Below are 20248 nucleotides of genomic sequence, written 5' to 3' on the forward strand. Positions count from 1 at the left end.
GGGGTCGGGCGGTGTTGTGTTGCGAGCCTTTCTCCGGCCACAGGAGTGGCCGGGCCTCTCAGGTTCCAGTGTGGTCAGAACGGCGGATCGCCAGGGCCGTAGTCGGGTTCGGTTGGTCCGAATCGGCGACGCAGTCGCTGAAGGTCCTCAATAGCCGAATCGATCAGATCGGCGGCATGCTCGCGGCCACTGGGCTGAACAGACTCGATGGTGACACTGATCCCGTCCAGGAGATCCTGGGCGTCATTGAGGCGTTGGCTGATGTAGGCGACCCAGTCCTCGGTGGCATCGATGGCATTTCCGCTGGCTGGTTCCTGATCCTCGGTGGTGATCATGGTTGATCTCCTTCCTGCAAAGTGGCCTCTTCGCTCCTGGCCCGGGTGGTGCGCAGCCGGTAAGAGCTGGTGCCGGTGTTGATGATGTGGGCGTTAAACGTCAACCGATCGACAACGGCCGCGGCCAGCCGCGGGTCGGTGAATGTCTGCCCCCACTCGCTGAACGAGGCGTTCGAGGCTGTCGCAATCGAGGCTCGTTCCTCACGTTCGGTGATGATCTGGAAGAGTAACTCAGCTCCACGAGAATCGAGGCTGACATACCCCAACTCATCCAGGCACAGCAGGTCCAGGCGAGCATAGCGGCCCACTACCCGGGAGAGCTGCTTGGCATCGGCGGCCTCGGTGAGCTCGTTGACCAGGGCCGCCGTCGTGACGTAGCGGACTCTGCGGCCCTGCTCGGCCGCGGCGGTCCCCAGACCGATCAGCAGATGCGTCTTCCCTGTCCCGGAATCACCGAGTAGCACCAACGGCTCACCGGCATCGATCCACGCTCCGGTGGCCAGAGTCGCCAACCGGGCCGGCGGCAAATCCTCGATGGCGGCGGTATCGAAGTCGGACAGGTGCTTGGTGCGAGGAAACTTCGCTTCCTTGATCCGCCGGATCCGACGGCGGGCATCACGATCATCACACTCCGCGGCCAACACCTCAGCCAGGTAGGCCTTGTGCGAGAGCCGTTCTCGGGCTGCTGCCTCGGCCATCGGTGAGGCCTGGTCACGGATCGTGGGCATGAACAGGGTCCGACAAGCCGTGGCGATCGCGGCCTCAGCCGCCTGATCACCCAGAGCAGTCACTGCCGGCGTCGATGCCGGGATGGTTTTCGCGTTCATGCTCCCACCACCGAGACCAGTTCGTCATAGGCGCCCAGGCCCGGCACCGGCCTCTCCCCGACTGGTCCGACGTGGGCCGGGACGACCACCGCCGGTGGCGCAGTCATCGCCTGACCGGCCCGGCGGGCCTCGACCGCGACCACATCAGCATCGAAGCATCCCAACCCGGTCGCGGTTGTCAATGCGGTGACAATGTCACCGTTGGGCAGGCTGCGGTGCAGTAGCAGCACACCGATGAGCGCCCGGGTCCCGGCCGTGTCGCCGAGTTGCCCACGCGCAGCATCCCAGAACCGTTGATGAGCGTTCGTGAACATCCCGGACTTCCGGGCAGCCGCCAGCGCGGTGGCCCCGGCGAATGCTCCGGGCTTGCGTATGAGGACTTCCAGGTAGTGATCGAGGACCAAATCTTCGGTGTACTTATGCAGCGACCGGGTATGGACAGCGACCACCCCCGACTCAGCGATCACGGTCACCGTCGTGGCCCCCAAACGCACCTGGAGGCGTCTGCCAGCCAACCGGGCCGGCACCGAGTAATAGGACTGACGTACGCACACTCTGGCTCTCGCATCGACCCGACACGACAGGGTCTGCGCGGCATCGAAGACCTCATCGGGCAAACCCCGCAGGCCAGGCAGCTCCCGGGCCGCCGCGGCCCCGACCGTCTCGACCCGGCCGGTGATCTTTCGGTCGTCATCACCAGCATCGGCAGCGACCATGAAAGCGTTGAGCTCGGCTAAGGAGGCGAACTCGGGCACCGGCACCAGATGACGGCGCCGGAACCGACCGACCTCCCCCTCGACGCCACCCTTCTCATGAGCACCCTTGATCCCGGGCTGGCAGAAGAAGCTATCGAACCCGTAATGCGACCTCAGGGCGACAAACCGGGGATTCTCCTCCCGTTCCCGACCCAGCAGCACCCGCACCACCGCCGGAGTCAGGTTGTCATACCGGATCATGCCCGTCGGGACTCCACCGAGCCGGTCGAAGGCCTTCACATGACCGTCGAGAAACGACTCCTGAGCCTGGTTGGCGTAAGCAATGTGCACGGCTTTACCCGAATGCGATAGGCGCAGAATGAACATCCACAGCTTCAACCACACCCCACCGATGAGGGCGTAGAACTCCCCGAAGTCGACCTCGGCTTCAGCCGCCGGGGCATGGGTTTGAGGAACCTTGACCTCCAACGACTGATCGAAAATGTCCCGGCGCAGCTTCGCGACCAGGGTTCGCACACTCGACTCCGCAACCTCGACTCCTTCCTCCTCGACGAGGCGCTGCCAGACCCGCCGGGCGGTATGACGCTGCTTCCGAGGGACCTCTTTGTCAGCAACTAACCAAGCCCGGACGGTGGCAACGTGCTCACCGAGGACTGGTGCTACCCTCTCCGGAGTCTTCCGCCGCGGTGGTACCGCATCCGCCAACGCCTGACGTACCGTCCTGCGGTGGACCTTGTACTTTTGGGCTAACTGTCGAATCGACATCTCATGGTCTCTGTGGTCTCGTCGGATATTCTCGAATTGCTCCACTCTCGACATCTCCTTCATATGCCCCACCTCTTCGTGAACGTCTTGGTCGACATCACGAACGGTACGGCTGGTAGGTCGGGGGTGGGGCCAAATCAGAGGATCATTTTTGCTCCAAGTGGGGCCATTTCAGACTGTCACACTCAAGGAGGTTGAACATGGCGAGGAGGTAGGCATGGACCTGCCAAGTCTCATTCTGATCCGGTGCTGCCGGAAGGACACTGAGCGCATCGTTCATCTCTTCGAGGTCAAGGTCTGCCAGAGCCACAAGGACGCGCGCAAGTTGAGCATTGCGTGCGACCGTCGGGAGACCCCAGTCGACCTTTCCGATCCATTGATCGTGTTCCGCGATCCACTCGCGCGCTGCGTGGGTATCACCGCGCAGTGCGGTGTGGAGCGCGAGCTTGGACGTGGTGTCGCTCAGCAGGAAGGCGTGGTCAGTCTCCTCGACGTGGTAGAACGCTGCGAGGTAGCTCGAGTACGCTGTGGCAGTATCTCCGCCGATCTCGAGCGCCACACCGGCGTGCAGACTGACCACACTGGCCAGTGCGGGACGTAACTGGCTTCGGGACTCCACAGTGTGCAGCGCCGTGATCAGTCGACTGGCTGCAGTCGCAGCTTGTGTGTCGTGGCCGGCAATACGCAGGTAGCCGACTTCGATGAGCCCGAAGACAAGCGCCTGCGCCCCCGGGTTTCGGTAGAGGCGTATCGTATGGGTCCGCATCCGTGAGGCCAGGCCGTCCCGCTCGTACTCCAGTCTGCCGTCGGGAAGGACGAACGACATTCCATCCGTCCTGGCACCTTTGAGAAGGCGAATGGCTGCGCCGCTGAAATCGCCCAGCCACTGATCCACAAACGTTTCGGGTGTGAGAGCGAGAAGCCTGCGGATGATGCGAGCATCTGAAACAAAGAGTTCCATTCCTCGTTCGACGAGGACCGTACCCAACGCCCGCCAGTGTCTGTGGGCTGCAGCATGCTGCACAGCTGTGACGAGGTCGGCGGATTCTGCAACAGCATCGATTGCCACGGCAATCAGATCGTCCGCGAGCGCAGGATCGTTCTGCCGGACAAGAGTCTTCAGAGCCCGTCGGATCAAATCCGGCATGAACGGCGTACCGTCCTCACCCGGAACGAGGAATCCCGCTGTTATGAGGTCCTCGACGAGCGGCGGATCACCATGGATCTCACTGAAGAATACGGACAGTGTCTGCGTGGTCAGCGGGTCAAGGAATGCTGATTTCGCCATCTCCCAGCCGTTGTGCTGCGAGTCGATCCAGTGCGACAGGAATGGGAGTAGCGCCTCGTGAGCGCGATCAAGGGCAGACGGCTCACTCAGCAGGAGAAGGGTTGGTTCGAGCCAGCCGCCGGTGAGCCTGTGGAGCTCTTCTGCAGCTGTGCGGTGGTCATGGTCGTTCTCAGAGCGAGGAGGAGCAGCATCGGAGTTCTCACTGAGCGCGGTGATCTCGTCGACACTGAGCAGCAGATCCGGCACCCGCGCCAGGCCATAGCCGTGAGTTGCCAGAACAGTCCAGTCGATGATGGGGGAGTCGAGGACGATTGCCGCCCGACGCTGGCTGCCTGGCCGGGTCAGCCCGTCTGTGCGCAACTTTTCAAATGCCTCGGCGAGGGAGCTCGCGGTGTTCGCCTCGCCAGGGTTTGAGAATTTCGCATCATTGCCGACGTGAACGGTGAGGACATCTTGGTCTCCGGGCCACGACCGTGCGAACCACCCTCGGCCCAGTCCGGCCGGCGCTGAGATGAGGAGGACGGTTTCTGTCCCCGTGAGGCCGGTGGAGAAGCGCGTCCACGCAGGATGATCGATCCTCGTGAGGAGTTTGGGAGCTGCGTGACGCACGAACAAGGCGGGCTGGTTCCTTCCGTGATCATTCAGGCCGCACTTCACTCAAACGCACCTGTTCGATCTCTCTCCGATCAGAAAACGGACATCGTAGCGTCGAAGGGGGTGAATTCGAGGGTGAAATCGCTTCAATATTCTCAGTTTCCTCTCAGTCTACTGTCACTTCTTCATAGGGTCGACAGGACGTCTGCAGCGCGTGGTTTCGTGCGCGTTTGCGATCGTCCGCCCTGCCTCTGGGGAGGCGAGCGGACAGTTCACCTGCTACCAGAAGGACAAGAATGCTTGACAGTCTCGAGGCGCCGCCAAACCGGTTGATGCGCTTCACCATCTATCTGCTGACACTCCTCGTGGCGCTCAGCTCAGCGATGATGCTGCCGCAGGCAGCGAGCGCGAATACCCAGGCTCCCGCTGAGGGCAGCCCGATCGTGTTCACCGACATCAGCTTCGAAAAGGAGGAGTTCCCCAGTGGAACCAACCAGCGTCTGAACGTCTCGTGGAAGATCGACGGCAAGGCACAGAACCCAGTGACGGTGTCGCTGGACATGCCCGAAGAGCTCAACGCCTCCAACGACCGGTTCGCCCTGACTGGACCGGATGGCGAATCTGCTGGCGAATGCCTCGTGCAGAACAACACGATCACGTGCACCGCAGACGAAGACTTCATCGAGAACAATCCCTACGACGTATCCGGATCGTTCTTCCTCACCGTGCAGTCGACGTTCCGCAATATTGAGACGATCGAGCACACGTACGACTTCGGCGAATTCCAGAACGAAGTCGTCATTACCCGCAACGCCAACTGGTGCGACAGCAACTGCGAGTACGGCTCGCAGGGCCAGGGCAAGTACGGCTGGTACGACAACATCAACGACCAGATCATCTGGACGGTCAACGTCCCCGCGGGCAAGCAGGGAATGGGCATCGGCGAGAAGGTCTCTGTCACCGATGTCATGGACACCGACGACTACACACTGGTCAAAGACGGAACCTACCCTCGCGTCCTGGCAGCCAAATCGATCAGCTACAACAGCTGGGGCCGTGAGTCGCTGAACTACGCAACAGTCCCGACCGACAAAGTGAAGTGGAGCAACGGCAACCTCACTGCGTCGTTCACTACCGAGGCAGGGCTGGGCTCGGACTACTCGGCAGGAGAATGCACGACCAACAAGGGCGAAGACGTTCCCTGCACCCGCGGCATCGACGGGGCGTTCTACCAGGTCCAGTGGAAGGTCGACGTCAACACTCCCGGAGAGCTCAGGCCCAATGGCGACCGTGTCTTCTACAACGGTGCTGAGTGGACCGTCGCCGGCGAGACCAAGAAGATCGAACGGTCGAGCACCACTCGCCGCTCTGGCGGGGGCAACGTCGTCGGACGCAACTTCGGCAAATTCCAGATCGAGAAGGAACTCACGGGCGACACGACGCTGTACCCGGAATTCGAGGTCAAATACACCTACCACGAAGAGGGGCAGGAGCCGCAGGAGCGGACTGGAAAGTTCCATGCGGGCGGTTCACTCTCCAGCCCGGAGATCTGGCGTGGCACTACTGTCTCGATCAACGAGATCAAGCCCACCGATCCAGCCAACGTCACATGGGATGACCCGGTGATCGTCGACGCCGACGGCAACGAGATCACGGAGCTGACCTTCAGTGCGGACAACGGCAACCTCGGCAAAGTCACGAAGCTGACGCTGAAGAACCGTGCGGTCCTCAACAAGGGCACGTTCAAGGCGCAGAAGACCATCGAGAATCCCGATGGGGTCTCGCTGCCGGACGACGCCGAATACACTCTGGCCTACAGCTATCCGGCAGACTCCGCGAAGGGCATCCCCGCAGGCTCCGGTGAGCTGAAGCTTCCGGCCAACGGCGACGCCGTCGAAAGCGGCGACCTCCCCGTCGGCGCAAAACTGACGCTCAAGGAGATCGGCCTGCCGAACGTGCCCGGTGCGACCTGGGACGATCCGAAGCTTTCGCACGATACGCTCACCATCGGTGAGGACAAGACCGTGACGGTCGATGTGACGAACACGATCACTCAGGACCTCGGACAGTTCCAGGTGAAGAAGTCGACCTCCGGCGATGGGCAGGAGCTCATCCCGGAGGGCACTGAGTTCATCGTGAAGTACAGCTTTGAGGGAACCAACGGCTTCGAGGGCGGCTCAGGAGAGCTCACGGTCGCGGCCGGTGAGACCTCAGAGGCCAGCCCAAAGATTCCGGCCGGTGCCACCGTCACCCTTGAGGAGATGACTCCGGTCGACCCCGAGGGCGGAAGCTGGGGCGTGCCCGAGTTCAGCGAGTCCGAGTTCACCGTGACCAAGGACCAGGTCATCACCATCGATCTGGACAACCCGATCACGTGGAACAACGGCGACTTTTCCGTGCAGAAGGTCGTCGAGGGCGATGCTTCGCACCTCGTCGATGACGATGTCGCCTTCACGGTCGACTACACCTACGAGCTGCCGGAAGCCCTCGGTGCAGAGAACGACACCGGAGCAGGCACTCTGACCGTCCTCAATGACGGAAAGGCTGTCACCAGCGATCCGTTGCCGTATGACACGCAGGTGACACTCTCCGAGGTCCAGCCCGGACCGATCGCGGCAGCGACGTGGACGGGCTCGACCTTCGACCACTCGACGTTCAAGATCGGTGACGAGACCACTTTCGGTGTCACGCTCACGAATACGATCGAACTCGATCTCGGTGCTTTCAGCGTTGAAAAGAAGGTCAGTGGCACCGGTGACCACCTCGTGGCCGACGACGCCGAGTTCACGGTGAAGTACTCCTACCCTGAAGGCCCGAACTTCGACGCCGGCAAGGGTGAGATCACGGTGACTCCCGGCGGCGAACCGGTGGTCATCAAGGACCTGCCTGCTGGTGCGCAGGTGACTCTCGAAGAGGTCGCTCCGAAGAACCCTGAGGGCGGTACTTGGACGGATGTTTCGTGGACCGAGGGCAACGTCGTGACGATCGGCAAGGATGAGACCACTGCGGTCGTCCTGGACAACGCCATCGAGCTCAACACCGGCGACTTCTCCGTGGCCAAGGGGCTCGACGGTGAAGGCTCCGGTCTGCTGCCGGATGACGCCAGCTTCGTCGTGCACTACGAGTACGAGGCAGGCAAGGGCTTCGACGCCGGTGAGGGCCAGTTCGAGGTGTCCGCAGACGGCACACCCGTCACCAGCGAACAGCTGCCGTACGGCGCCAAGGTGCACCTGACCGAGGCGGAGCCGATCAACATCGAAGGCGCGACGTGGGAAGGCTACGAGTTCAGCCCGTCGACCGTGACGATCGGTGACGGCACCACCGCCGAGGTGCTTCTGACGAACACCTACGGCCTCAACGAAGGCTACTTCTCCGTGACGAAGGCCGTGGAGGGATCCGGCAAGGGTCTCGTGCCTGAAGACACCGAGTTCACCGTTGAGTACTCGTACCCAGCTGGCAACGGTTTCGAAGCCGGTAAGGGTGAGCTCGTGGTCAAGGCCGATGGTCAGACCGTGAAGAGTGATCCTCTGCCCTATGGCGCCGAGGTGACTCTGGCCGAGGTCGAGCCCGTCAAGGTCGAGGGCGGTACGTGGGTGGACTTCAAGTTCAGCACGGACACGTTCACGATCGGCGACGGCACGACGGTCGATGTCCTCCTGACGAACGAGCATGACCTCAACTCGGGTCACTTCTCCGTCGTCAAGGCACTGGAGGGATCCGGCGCCGGACTGGTGTCTGATGACACCGAGTTCACCGTCGAGTACTCGTACCCGGCCGGCAACGGTTTCGAGGCCGGCGAGGGTGAGCTCGTGGTGAAGGCCGACGGAACAGTCGCCACCAGTGAAGCGCTGCCGTACGGTGCGGAGGTCAAGCTGTCCGAGGTTGCCCCCGAGGCGCCCGAAGGCGGCGAGTGGATCAGCCACGAGTTCAGCCCGGACACCGTCACCATCGGAGATGGCACGACGGCTGAGGTCACGCTGACGAACACGATCGGTCTCAACGACGGATTCTTCTCCGTGACGAAGGCCGTCGAAGGAACCGGTAAGGGGCTCGTACCCGAAGACACCGAGTTCACCGTCGAATACTCCTACCCGGCCGGGAACGGTTTCGAGGCCGGCAAGGGTGAGCTCGTGGTCAAGGCTGACGGTGAAACCGTGAAGAGCGATCCTCTGCCCTATGGCGCCGAGGTAGCTCTGACCGAGGTCGAACCCGTGAAGATCGAGGGTGGTACGTGGGTGAACTTCGAGTTCAGCACGGATACGCTCACGATCGGTGACGGCACGACGGTGGACGTCCTGCTCACGAATGAGAATGAGCGGGGTGCGGGTCACTTCTCCGTGGTCAAGGCTCTTGAAGGATCGGGAGCAGACCTGGTGAACCCGACTACCGAGTTCGTGGTCGAGTACTCCTACCCGGCCGGTGACGGTTTCGAAGCCGGCAAGGGTGAGCTGACGGTGCACGCCGATGGTACGGTCGCAACCAGCGATGCTCTGCCGTACGGTGCGGAACTGACCCTCAAGGAAGCTGCCCCGGTCGCGATCGCGGGTGGTGAGTGGACCGATCACGAGTTCAGTGAGGACACGGTGACGATCGGTGAGAACACCACTGTCGAGGTGACTCTGACGAACTCGATCGACGCCGATGAGGTGCCGAACGATGCAGGTGACCCGGGCAAGCCTGGTGACTCAGGCACGCCCGGTGGCTCAGGCAATCCTGGTGACGCTGGCAAGCCCGGTGGCGGCGACGGTTTCCTGCCGCGAACTGGTCTGTCTCCATGGGGTGCACTGGTTGCGGGCCTCGCACTGATCGCCTTGGGTGCTGGTGTGTACTTCTACACCACCCGCCGGAAGCGCGCCTGACGGTCGTCCTCCAGCCGCCGTTCACACCATGAACGGCGGTCGGAGAACCGGAGGTACGGTTCGCTGACTGAAAACCGAATGCCGTGGGCCGGCCCGCAGATTGCAGGCCGGCCCACGGCATTCGTGTGTGGAGCGTCTCTGGCTAAGCCAGGGTCGGCACGTAGTCGCGCAGCCAGCCCTTGAGGTATTCGCCGAGATCGTCACGGTCGCACGCGATCTGCACGACGGCTTTGAGGTAGTCGAGTTTGTCGCCGGTGTCATAGCGGGCACCCTTGAACACGACTCCGTAGACGCCGTGCCCGCCCGTATCTCCGGTGAGTTCCTGGAGTGCGTCGGTGAGCTGGATTTCGTTGCCCCGTCCCGGCTTCGTGGTTTCGAGGACGTCGAAGATCTCCGGAGCCAAAACGTAGCGGCCGATGATCGCGAGATTTGAGGGAGCGTCCTCGGTGGCGGGCTTTTCGATGAGCCCGGTGATCTTGACGACTTCGCCGTCAGCCGTGGTCTCGACAGCCGCGCAGCCGTAGAGATGGATAGACTCGGGTGGGACCTCCATGAGGGCAACGACGCTGCCGCCGGTCTTCTCCGCGACCTCGATCATTTTCGGCAGGATCGGGTTGCGTTCGTCGATGAGGTCATCGCCAAGGAGCACGGCAAAGTGTTCGTTTCCCACGTGTTGACGTCCCTTGAGAACGGCGTGGCCGAGCCCCTTGGGGTCTCCCTGTCGGACGTAGTGGATATCGGCAAGGTCCGTCGAATGCTGAACCGCGGCGAGCTTCTTTTGGTCACCCTTTTTCGCCAGCGCTACCTCAAGTCCGTCAACCCGGTCGAAGTGATCCTCTAATGGGCGCTTGTTGCGCCCAGTGATCATAACGACGTCGCGTAGACCAGCTTCTGTCGCCTCTTCGACGACGTACTGGATCGCCGGTTTGTCGACGACGGGGAGCATCTCTTTGGGGGTGGCCTTGGTCGCGGGGAGGAACCGAGTTCCCAGGCCGGCGACGGGGATCACGGCCTTGCGCACTCTATTGACTTGTTCAACATTCATGCGCTGAATTCTATCGAACGTCTAGGGTAGTCTTTGCCAAATCATCCCAATCGGGCTGTTCGTCAATAAGCTGTTGCCGAAAAGTTATTGTGCTATTAATTGAGCATGATTGCGATTTAGGCGCTTCAAGCTGAACCGGACTGCGCTGATTCTCTTCAGCTCCATATTCCCCGAGTGTCATGCACGATCTTCTGAGCCAGCAAGGACCTATCAAGGCGACTGAACTCGTTGTGATCGACGAGCAGCAGGACAATATCTGCAGCGCCAATAGCCTCGTTGAGCGAGGTCAAAGCGACGTTGCTGCGGTTTTCAAGCTCGGCCGGAAGCACATCGATGTTCGGTTCGACAGCCATGATAGTTGCCTCGGGGAGTTCTTCGGCGAGCTTTCCGACGATTTGGCGGGCCGGACTTTCGCGCAGATCGTCGATGTTCGGCTTGAACGCCAGGCCGAGCGCCGCAATCTGCACATCTTGGATGCGACGGGCTTGAGGGAGGAGCTTGTCGAGCACATAACCGGGCTTCGAGTCGTTGACCTCGCGTGCAGTTCGGATCAGTGAGGACTGCTCTGGCGCGGTTGAGACGATGAACCATGGGTCAACGGCGATGCAGTGGCCGCCCACACCTGGTCCAGGCTGCAGGATGTTGACTCGAGGGTGGTGGTTCGCGAGTTCGATGAGCTCCCACACATTGATGTCGAGACCGTCGGAGATCACCGACAGTTCGTTCGCAAAGGCGATGTTGACATCGCGGTAGGCGTTCTCGGTCAGCTTCGCCATCTCTGCGGTACGCGCATCTGTCATGAGGAACTCGCCCTCGCAGAAGAGCTCGTACAGGTCGCGAGCGCGCTCACCGGCATTGCCATTGAGAGTGCCGATGATGCGATCATTGGTGCGCAACTCGATCATGATCCGGCCGGGCAGCACACGTTCAGGGCAGTGTGCGAAGTAGACAGTCTGTGCGCTGCCAGGGTTGAGCGTGAGGTCCGGGCGTTCCTTGATGATCGTTTCCGCCAGGAACTCCGTTGCTCCCGGAGGCGACGTCGATTCAAGAATGATGAGCTCGTTGCCCTCGAGCAGCGGAGCGATCTGCCGGCCTGCTGTCTCAATGTACGACAGGTCCGGTTTGTGCCCGTCTTTGAAGGGCGTCGGCACAGCGACGATGTAGGTATCCGCGTGCGGAGTCTCAGTCGTTGCTCGAAGATACCCCTGCGAAACGACGCCGGCCACCGTGGTTGCCATGTCAGGTTCGACAAAGGGAACTTGGCCGGCGTTGATCGTGGCCACTGCGTCGGCGTTGATATCGACCCCGACAACCTCTGCGCCCGAACTGGCCAGGACAGCTGCGGTCGGAAGGCCGATGTACCCCAAGCCGATGACGGCGACAGAAGGACGGACGGGGGCAGAGGTGTTGGGCATCAGTGGGGTTCTCCAAAGTAGGGCTGACCGGATTCTGATGTTACCTGAGCACGCGCATACGTGGTTTTGCAGGGGCATCGAATGATCACACCTATGATTGTGGAAACATCAGAAAGAGCTGCGAGAACCCTGCCCTTGAAATGTCGGCAGCCTTCTCCAAAACAGGAGCGTATGTGTGACTCCCTCAATTCTCACTATCTTCGGTACCAGACCGGAAGCCATCAAAGTGGCACCCCTCGTTCGCGCGATCGAATCGAGTGCGGTGTTACGGTCGCGAACCCTGGTCACAGCCCAGCATCGCGAGATGCTCGACCAGGTCAACGAACTCTTCGGCATCGTTCCCGATATTGATCTCAACATCATGGCGCGAGGACAGACGCTCAACGGGATAGCCTCACGTGTGATCGGTGAACTCGACAGTGTTCTTGACGAAGAGCGGCCAGACGCGGTCCTTGTTCAGGGTGACACCACTACAGTGATGGGGGCTGCGATCGCTGCTTTCAACAGGAGGATTCCTGTGGTCCATCTTGAAGCCGGGCTTCGATCAGGGGACCTCTCCAGTCCTTTTCCTGAGGAAGCCAACCGGAAACTGACCAGCCAGATCTCAGCGCTTCACCTTGCACCGACGACTCGATCCCGTGACAACCTGCTGGCTGAGGGGGTAGCCCCGTCCAATATCGTGGTGACAGGGAATACCGTCATCGATGCCCTTCACATCGCTGTCGATATGAACGTCACTCCAGCTGATGGTGCTGTTGCTGAATATGTCGCAGCCGATCGACCGAAGCTGTTGGTGACGACGCATCGCCGCGAAAACCTCGGATCTTCGATGGAGCGTATCGGAGATGCCTTGGCAACGCTCGCCGAAGCTCGACCCGGACTGACCATCCTTCTTCCAGCCCACCGCAATCCTCTCGTTCGTGAGGCTGTGTTGCCTCGTGTCAGGAATTTCGAAAATGTGCTAGTCACGGAGCCGCTTTCGTACGGCGAGTTCACTACGGTGATGGCAGCTTCGGACATTGTTCTCACCGACTCCGGAGGTATCCAAGAAGAGGCACCGAGCCTCGGCAAACCTGTGCTCGTCATGAGGGACAACACTGAACGCCCCGAGGCGGTCGACGCCGGATCGGTTTCGCTCGTCGGTACAGATACGAGACGACTCGTCGACGAAATCTCGATCCTTCTCGACGACGCAAATGCATATCGGGCCATGGCCAAAGCCGTCAATCCATACGGCGATGGGCTGGCCGCCGCGAGGTCAGTTGCCGCTATAGAGGAGCTGTTCGGGGTTGGGAAACGTCTCGAGGACTTTACAGTCTCCGAGAACTGACTAGCACAACTCCACTCGCCCCGGGCTGGCCCCGACGCCGACGACCGAGCGCGACTATTCTCTGCGCTTCACATCAGTCTCGTTCGTAGATATCGCGCGTATAGATCTTCTCTGCGACATCGGAAAGCGCTGAAGCCTTGCGGTTGGTGAGAATGACATCTGACCGTCTCTTGAACTCATCGAGGTCGCGGACAACTTCCGAATGGAAGAATTCCACTTCCTCGAGCTCGGGCTCGTAGACGATGACCTCGATTCCTTTGGCCTTGATGCGCTTCATGATTCCCTGGATCGCAGATTCCCGGAAATTGTCAGATCCGGCCTTCATGACGAGTCGGTAGACCCCGACCACAGAAGGATGAAGTGAGAGGACGTCCGAGGCGACGAAGTCCTTTCGAGTCGTGTTTGATGATACGACCGCTTGGATGAGGTTCTGCGGGACTTCCTGATAGTTGGCGAGCAGTTGTTTGGTATCTTTCGGCAGGCAATAGCCTCCGTACCCGAACGACGGATTGTTGTAGTGATTGCCGATCCGCGGGTCGAGACCGACGCCTTCAATGATCTGAGTGGTGTCCAGCCCATGCGTTGCGGCATAAGTATCGAGTTCGTTGAAGTAGGCGACGCGGATTGCGAGGAAGGTGTTCGCGAACAGTTTGATGGCCTCGGCTTCGGTCGCATCGGTGAGGAGGACCGGCACATCTTCGTCGAGCGCACCCTCCACAAGCAGTTCAGCGAACAGCTGACCGTCGGGTCCAGTATCACCCACCACGATTCGTGAGGGGTGCAGGTTGTCGTAGAGCGCTTTGCCCTCACGCAAGAATTCAGGAGAGAACACGATTCGTTCGTTTGGACGCTCGCTGCGGAGACGCTGTGTGAAACCCACAGGGACGGTGGACTTGATGACGATCAGTGCACCGTCGTTCACTGCAAGTACTTGGTCGAGCACTGATTCGACAGTCGTCGTGTCGAAAAAGTTTGAGTCTTCGTCGTAGTTGGTAGGGGTTGCGATGATGACGACGTCTGCGGATGCATAGGCTTCGTCGCCAGAAGTGGTCGCAGTGAGGTCGAGTTTCTTGTTCGCGAGGAAATCGGAGATCTCCGGGTCGATGATCGGCGAGACTCCGCGGCTGATGAGATCGACCTTCTCTTCGGATAGATCGACAGCCGTAACGTGATGGTGCTGTGCGAGCACAACTGCATTCGACAGTCCGACGTACCCGGTACCAGCGATGACGATATTCATTTGGGACTCTTTCTGATATGTCGATGCGCTAGCGAAATTTCGCCTTGGCGTCGACGATCCGAACTTCAACAAGAATGCTACGCGAATAGAATGGTGTGATCGGCGAGGTGCCGACTAATCTCGCTGAGGAGCTGTCGGCTGAGGCAGCGGAAAAGGAGCTTGCACGGTGGGGAAACGGTTCAAATCTGCGCTAGTGGGTGCGGGAGTCGCAACGGGATTGCTGGCCGTAGCGGGACCAATTACGGTTCTCGCCTCCGCGCCGGACACCCGATCATCAGCCCTGGCTGTGTGGGCAGCTGTTTTCGGCACCTGGATTCTTGCAGTACTGTGCGCGGTCGTAGTGTACTTGGACCGGAGAACGACTCGAACGCTGTTGACTCTCCGCCGGGAGCTCGCGGCGAAGAACAATCAGGACGTCATCGCTGAGGTCCGCGACAACCGCGTCAAGCAGTCACGACACGAGTTCAAGCAGGAACTACTGCTCGACCGTATCGATGCAAGCGCTACTACTCTGCTCGGGGATGTTGATTCACTTCGTGCTGCCGAGGTGGTACCGGAGCTGACTCCGACACCATGGCACGGTGGCGAACCTGACGGACCGAGAGTTCTCTTTGTCACGAGCAATGGGTCGGGAATGGGCCATCTCTCTCGGTGTCTAGCTGTCGCCTCGGAAGCTGAACGTGCCGGGTGCCGTACCGCAGTTCTCACTTTGTCGACGGCGTACGGAGTCGTGCGTGAGTGGGGGTATCCGGTCATGTACCACCCAAGTTCGACTGCCTCTCCGTGGACCCTTTCGACATGGAACCGATCGTTCGCCCGCTTTCTCCATCGGCGCCTCAGCACTGATCGTCCCGATGTCATTGTCTTCGATGGCACCGCTGTTTATCGGGGTGTCACTCAGGTGAGCCGTCGGCTGGAAATTCCTCTGGTCTGGTTGCGTCGTGGAATGTGGAAAGATGACGTCACCAGGGTTCAATATGACCGGCCGTTCGACGTAGCTGACTTTGTCATCGTTCCCGGCGAGGTGACTGGGGAAGCTCCTCATGATCAGAGCGAGGTTTCCTATGTTGGACCAGTATCTCAAGCGAGCCAGTTGGAGATTCTGGATAGCGAGGCTGCAAAAAGTGCACTCGGTCTCGACACAGCTAAGCAGTACGCACTCATCCAAGTTGGCAGTGCACAGCTGGATAGTCGTTCTGCTGTGACAGCGAGCATCGAAAGTCTGAACTCGTTAAGTACCGAACTGACCCCGGTTGTACTGGTTTCGCCAGTGGCTAACCACGAACCTGACATCCCAGGGGCAGTGGTTGTCCACGGTAGGTACCCGCTGGCCCCGTACTTGAAAGCGTTCGAATTTGCGGTGTGTTCTGCCGGATACAACTCAGTGCACGAGAATCTTGCTGTGGGACTGCCCGCGGTCTACGTCCCGAATACTGAAGCTGTGACCGACAATCAGACCGCAAGGGCCGAGCTCGTCGCAGACTCGGGATTGGGACTCGTAGCGCGCTCTGTAGCAGAGCTGAACATCGAGATGCGCAACATAGTGTCCGCCGACACGAGGACCGCACTCATTGAGGCACTTGCCTGCAGACGAGTCGCCGATGGAAGCAGCACTGCGATCACGAAGTTGTTGCAGATAATTGACGAGACCCGAATCGAGAGTCTGCACCCGGGCGGAGCGAACGGTGATGCTATTGGTCTCTGAGTTCGTCCCGGTTGGAACGTAGATACCTCTCCATTGCTGCCGTTCTTACGGCAGATTCTTTCGTCGCCTGCTGCAACCCGTTGAGCGAACGCACAATTTCCTGTTGTTGTCGCGCGATCGATTTGAGAGCCGTATGGTTCCATTTGGCATTGCGTTCGGCGATGAAATTCGCTTGCTTCCAGGTGCTCGGCAGAACCTTTGCAATGAACTTCCGCAACAGTGAACTGCGATTCTTTCGGTACTGTTGAAAGTTCTCGATGCCAGGCACAGTGACATTCGAACTAGTCGGCGTGAACGGTGCGGCGGCGAGCTTGTTTTTCAAGGACGTGGCTTCGGCTCGAGATTTAGCCAGAGCACGTGCCGTCCGTTCGGAGTACTCAACGCTAAGTCGAAGTAGCAATTGGGAAGCTTCCGGAGTGGGTGACGGACGGCGGTTTGTATCCAGCTGCTTCTCGACGAGTTGGCGATAGAGTGATCCAAAATCCAGGTCGAGAACTCGACGTGCCGAGTCGAGCGCAGCAGCAGATGCGGCCTGATAGGACTGTGGGTCCTCCGCGAAGGCGGCGATCGCGAGCGCCATCTGATTGGCGTCTTTCTGCGGAACAGTTCTGATTCCGTCGTTTCCTTCGAGATAAGCCAGCCACGGGATGTCATACATGACAACAGGTAGCCCCAATGCCTGCCCTTCGACCAGAGTCAAGGGGAATCCCTCGATGGAGCTGGTCATGAGACTCAAGTCGGCGTGCCGAAGTGCCGAGGCCAGCTCCTCCCCATGTAAGGGGCCGAGGACGGCAACAGATTCCTCGAGTTCATTGTGCTGTACTTCCCTGATCAGAGCGGTTCGCGTCAGATCGGGACCGTCTGGCCCGATGATGGACATATGGAATTCGGTTCCATGGTCCCTGAGGTGCGCGGCAACCTTCAACAATTCAGCTACTTGTTTTGTTGATTGCTGGAGGCGACCCCACCACACGAGTTCGATGGGGGCAGATTCGAGCTTCTTGGGCTGTGAGACCGTTCCCTGCTCGATGAGAATGGGCGATGGCGGATTCGGGAGGTAGACGGCGTTGTCGACACCATTCATGCTCCAAAAGGCTACATCCGTCGGAGACAGCACTACGACGTCTTCCAAGGTAGAGAGATTGGCAGCAATGAATGACGTCCTGGTCGAGCCGTTGAACATCGCCCGAAGGGCGAAGTTGTGCACCCAACCGATCGTCCCGATCCCTACCGTTCTTGCTGCAAGAGCGTAGAACGGCCAGTACTCGTTGTAGAGGAGATGGTGGTCGAATACAGCATCTGCTTTGACCCCAGTACAGATATCGAGGAAGCACTGGATCTTTTCGGCCCAACTGCTGCCGACGACGGCCGCATTTCTGGCGTCGGGCGTGATCGGATGGTCGATGTCTTGATTCTGGTGAAGAGCGACGGTCACGTCGATGCCTTCGCCCGCCAGGATGTGCGACTGGGAGGCGACAACTCCTTGGAGGCCACCTGTCTTTAGGTGCGATGTTGTCACGACAACGCTTCGTGCGAGGTGGACCCGTGGGACCTCGAGATGACCGAGTCGCTTCACGAGCATCGGAAGTGCTTCTCTGCAGAAGTCAGCCGATGCCAGAACGATATCCAGCGCTCCTACACGATCTAGCAGGAGATCGAAGCATTGAGCTTGCAAGTCTCCCGAAGTTCGCTCCAAACAATCGCGGACCAGATTACTGATGAGTGATCGTCGAGCCGATTGATATGACGCGTGGGCATGAATGGGGACCTGGCCATCGATCGACTCCATCGAATCGACTGCGCTCAGGTAGAACTTGAACTGGTCGAGAGTATCGATCGATTGCCCGCTCGTGCCTCGACGGAAGAAATAGCGGTACAGACGATTCGAAGTCGACACATATCTGCGTGCAGCTGACAGAGCGAGGAACGAAACTGGAATGTCATTTGCTCGATAGAACTGAAATGACTCGTCGGCTTGCCTATATGCGTCGCGGAGGAGTTCTCGGTCGAACAGGTACTTCCACAGGTGACCCTGTGCGGGTTGACCGGGTGGAAATAGCGCGGGGACAATCTGCTCGCCGACGAGCTCAGCGTGTTTGGGCTGAAGGGAGCGTTCGAAGCGAGGTGTTCCTTGGCCTGCGGGCATGACCATCTCTACGCCGAATCCGACGACATCCGCCGATGAATCTCGAGCTTTGGCTAACGTGACTTCCGCAGCGTTGGGGGCCAGTTCGTCATCGCCGTCGAGGAACAGAACATAGGGTGCACTCGCAGCAGCAATGCCTACACGTCGAGCTTGGTAGGCGGAACAATTGGCCTCCAACCCGATGAGTTTGAGCCGAGGGTCGCTGGTCATATTGTGAACGACTGTAACGGTGTCATCTGTCGACGCGTCATCAACGCAGATGACTTCGATGTTCGCTTCTGTCTGTGACAGTGCACTGTCGATCGCTCTGCGGACAAACTCTGTGTCATTGTGAACTGCCATGACGATGGAGACCGAAGGCTGATGATTTCTCGACGCGGAATCTATGGTGGTAGTCATCGTCACAGTTGGGCATACCTCAATTGGTCGTTGTGGAGAATAGCGCGGCCGCCTGAAAACGACTCATAAAGATTCAGGCTACAACGCCACATCAGATTACCTCAGTGCCCTTCCTGTGTGGTTGCTGGCTCGAGCGGAGTGACCGCTCGATTGTGAACTTTGCGTGAAGAATTGATCGTCGCCGTGATGCAGCCAAAGGGAATCACGCCGCTATTGCAGACGGATGCAGCGATGCGCCCCAATCAGTCGGGTTCAAGTGAAAGAGCTTCCGAACTATCGGTATGAGAAGATGTTCAGCATGTCTGATCTTCTTGTAGTTGGTTCTGGTTTCTTCGGTCTCACTATTGCCGAGCGGGCAGCTCATGCCGGCAGAAAAGTGACTGTCATTGAGCGTCGTTCCCACATCGGAGGCAACGCGTACAGTGAGATCGAACCGACGACAGGGATCGAGGTACATCGATATGGAGCCCATCTCTTCCACACGTCAAATGAAGCGGTGTGGGATTACGTCAATAGATTTACCACATTTACAAACTACACCCACAGGGTCTACTCCACGCATGCAGGTCGAGTCTTTGCGCTACCGGTGAATCTCCACACGATTAATCAATTCTTCGATGCCGCGTACACCCCTGATGAGGCGCGAGCACTCATCAGGGAGCAAGCAGGCGAGTACAATGTCGCTTCCGCACGGAACTTCTATGAAAAGGGCATTGCGCTAGTTGGGCGTCCACTGTTCGAAGCGTTCTTCGCGCACTACACAGCGAAGCAATGGCAGACGTCGCCGGAGAAGCTCCCCGGAGACATCGTTTCGCGACTCCCTGTTAGGTACAACTACGACAACCGATACTTCAACGACACATATGAAGGGCTGCCGACTGACGGCTACACTGCTTGGATCGAGCGCATGGCCGACCATCCGAATATTGAGGTTCGTTTGAATACCGACTTCTTCGACTCGACGCAGCCATGGAACAAGGAATCCGCAGTCGGGCAGGTCCCGGTGGTTTACACCGGGCCGGTGGACCGATACTTCGACTACAGCGAAGGAGCGCTGAGCTGGCGGACTTTGGATTTCGAGCAGGAGATTTTGCCCGTTCGCGACTTCCAAGGAACGCCCGTGATGAACTATCCGGATGCAGATGTGCCTTACACCAGAATCCACGAGTTCAAACATTTCCACCCGGAGCGTGCGACGGCACATTCGGCCGATCAAACCGTCATCATGAGAGAGTTCTCGCGTTTCGCTGATAGGGATGATGAACCGTACTATCCGGTGAATACTTCCGACGACAGGGCTGCCCTGCTTTCGTATCGTCAGCGTGCCGTTGCTGAACCTAAGGTGTATTTCGGGGGCAGGCTCGGTACTTACAAGTACTTGGACATGCACATGGCCATCGGTTCGGCGCTGACGTTGTGGCGGAATGAATTGGTCGACAGCCTCTGATCGGGCGGCGGCCGAAGATCCGGCTTTGCTGATCGCGAATGCCGTTTTGAGCGGGTGTATCGGTGCGGGAACTTCAATTGGAGTTCACCTTTAAGGTATCGATTTCCGCAATCTTCTTCAGCCAACGTTATCGGACC

At 59.3% G+C, this 20248-nt stretch carries 12 protein-coding genes; 4 read left to right on the plus strand and 8 right to left on the minus strand.

Annotation, left to right across the window (positions count from 1 at the left end; all coding sequences use genetic code 11):
* Positions 1-74 precede the first annotated feature (74 nt).
* From L1F31_RS03025 to L1F31_RS03040, 4 genes are all read right to left on the minus strand, one after another.
* Positions 75-335 (minus strand): hypothetical protein, encoded by a 261-nt coding sequence (locus L1F31_RS03025; protein ID WP_265417433.1) that lies wholly within the window; start codon positions 333-335, stop codon positions 75-77.
* Positions 332-1162 carry an IS21-like element helper ATPase IstB gene (istB, locus tag L1F31_RS03030; RefSeq protein ID WP_265417432.1) on the minus strand — a complete coding sequence of 277 codons (831 nt, stop codon included), beginning with the start codon at positions 1160-1162 and terminating at the stop codon, positions 332-334. Before istB ends, L1F31_RS03025 begins: the two co-directional genes overlap by 4 nt.
* Positions 1159-2697, minus strand: coding sequence for an IS21 family transposase (gene istA / locus L1F31_RS03035; protein ID WP_265420372.1), 1539 nt, complete (start codon positions 2695-2697; stop codon positions 1159-1161). The genes istB and istA overlap by 4 nt, the downstream gene beginning before the upstream one ends.
* Positions 2698-2788: 91 nt before the next feature.
* Entirely contained in the window at positions 2789-4546 is a 1758-nt protein-coding gene (locus tag L1F31_RS03040; protein WP_265419225.1) for a hypothetical protein, read from the minus strand.
* 275 nt (positions 4547-4821) lie between these two features.
* Between L1F31_RS03040 and L1F31_RS03045 the strand changes: the two genes are divergently transcribed.
* On the plus strand, positions 4822-9384 hold the full coding sequence (locus tag L1F31_RS03045) for a DUF5979 domain-containing protein (protein WP_265419226.1): 4563 nt from the start codon (positions 4822-4824) through the stop codon (positions 9382-9384).
* Positions 9385-9526: 142 nt separating this feature from the next.
* Here L1F31_RS03045 and galU read toward each other — a convergent pair whose 3' ends face one another.
* Both galU and wecC read right to left on the minus strand, forming a co-directional pair.
* The gene (gene galU, locus L1F31_RS03050; RefSeq protein WP_265419227.1) at positions 9527-10429 is read right to left on the minus strand and encodes a UTP--glucose-1-phosphate uridylyltransferase GalU; all 903 of its coding nucleotides are present in this window, start codon (positions 10427-10429) and stop codon (positions 9527-9529) included.
* Between the two features lie 155 nt (positions 10430-10584).
* Entirely contained in the window at positions 10585-11844 is a 1260-nt protein-coding gene (gene wecC, locus L1F31_RS03055) for a UDP-N-acetyl-D-mannosamine dehydrogenase (protein WP_265420375.1), read from the minus strand.
* A gap of 175 nt (positions 11845-12019) precedes the next feature.
* Here wecC and wecB point away from each other — a divergent pair, with 175 nt between their 5' ends.
* The gene (gene wecB / locus L1F31_RS03060; protein WP_265419228.1) at positions 12020-13174 is read left to right on the plus strand and encodes a non-hydrolyzing UDP-N-acetylglucosamine 2-epimerase; all 1155 of its coding nucleotides are present in this window, start codon (positions 12020-12022) and stop codon (positions 13172-13174) included.
* A gap of 73 nt (positions 13175-13247) precedes the next feature.
* Here wecB and L1F31_RS03065 read toward each other — a convergent pair whose 3' ends face one another.
* Positions 13248-14414, minus strand: coding sequence for a nucleotide sugar dehydrogenase (locus L1F31_RS03065; protein WP_265420376.1), 1167 nt, complete (start codon positions 14412-14414; stop codon positions 13248-13250).
* A gap of 166 nt (positions 14415-14580) precedes the next feature.
* Here L1F31_RS03065 and L1F31_RS03070 point away from each other — a divergent pair, with 166 nt between their 5' ends.
* Positions 14581-16119 (plus strand): glycosyltransferase, encoded by a 1539-nt coding sequence (locus L1F31_RS03070; protein ID WP_265419229.1) that lies wholly within the window; start codon positions 14581-14583, stop codon positions 16117-16119.
* Here the strand turns inward: L1F31_RS03070 and L1F31_RS03075 are convergent.
* Positions 16106-18664 (minus strand): glycosyltransferase, encoded by a 2559-nt coding sequence (locus tag L1F31_RS03075; RefSeq protein WP_265419230.1) that lies wholly within the window; start codon positions 18662-18664, stop codon positions 16106-16108. The two genes, L1F31_RS03070 and L1F31_RS03075, sit on opposite strands and share 14 nt — an antisense overlap.
* Before the next feature lie 289 nt (positions 18665-18953).
* Between L1F31_RS03075 and glf the strand changes: the two genes are divergently transcribed.
* Entirely contained in the window at positions 18954-20111 is a 1158-nt protein-coding gene (glf, locus tag L1F31_RS03080) for a UDP-galactopyranose mutase (protein ID WP_265420377.1), read from the plus strand.
* Positions 20112-20248: the final 137 nt, after the last annotated feature.

It is taken from the genome of Brevibacterium spongiae, assembly GCF_026168515.1.
GTDB lineage: Bacteria > Actinomycetota > Actinomycetes > Actinomycetales > Brevibacteriaceae > Brevibacterium > Brevibacterium spongiae.

Bases quoted from the DNA above. Each gene is read 5' to 3' on its own strand.
- L1F31_RS03025 (WP_265417433.1), bottom strand. From the start codon at position 335: ATGATCACCACCGAGGATCAGGAACCAGCCAGCGGAAATGCCATCGAT.
- istB (WP_265417432.1), bottom strand. From the start codon at position 1,162: ATGAACGCGAAAACCATCCCGGCATCGACGCCGGCAGTGACTGCTCTG.
- istA (WP_265420372.1), bottom strand. From the start codon at position 2,697: ATGTCGAGAGTGGAGCAATTCGAGAATATCCGACGAGACCACAGAGAC.
- L1F31_RS03045 (WP_265419226.1), top strand. From the start codon at position 4,822: ATGCTTGACAGTCTCGAGGCGCCGCCAAACCGGTTGATGCGCTTCACC.
- galU (WP_265419227.1), bottom strand. From the start codon at position 10,429: ATGAATGTTGAACAAGTCAATAGAGTGCGCAAGGCCGTGATCCCCGTC.
- wecC (WP_265420375.1), bottom strand. From the start codon at position 11,844: ATGCCCAACACCTCTGCCCCCGTCCGTCCTTCTGTCGCCGTCATCGGC.
- L1F31_RS03065 (WP_265420376.1), bottom strand. From the start codon at position 14,414: ATGAATATCGTCATCGCTGGTACCGGGTACGTCGGACTGTCGAATGCA.
- L1F31_RS03075 (WP_265419230.1), bottom strand. From the start codon at position 18,664: ATGACTACCACCATAGATTCCGCGTCGAGAAATCATCAGCCTTCGGTC.
- glf (WP_265420377.1), top strand. From the start codon at position 18,954: ATGTTCAGCATGTCTGATCTTCTTGTAGTTGGTTCTGGTTTCTTCGGT.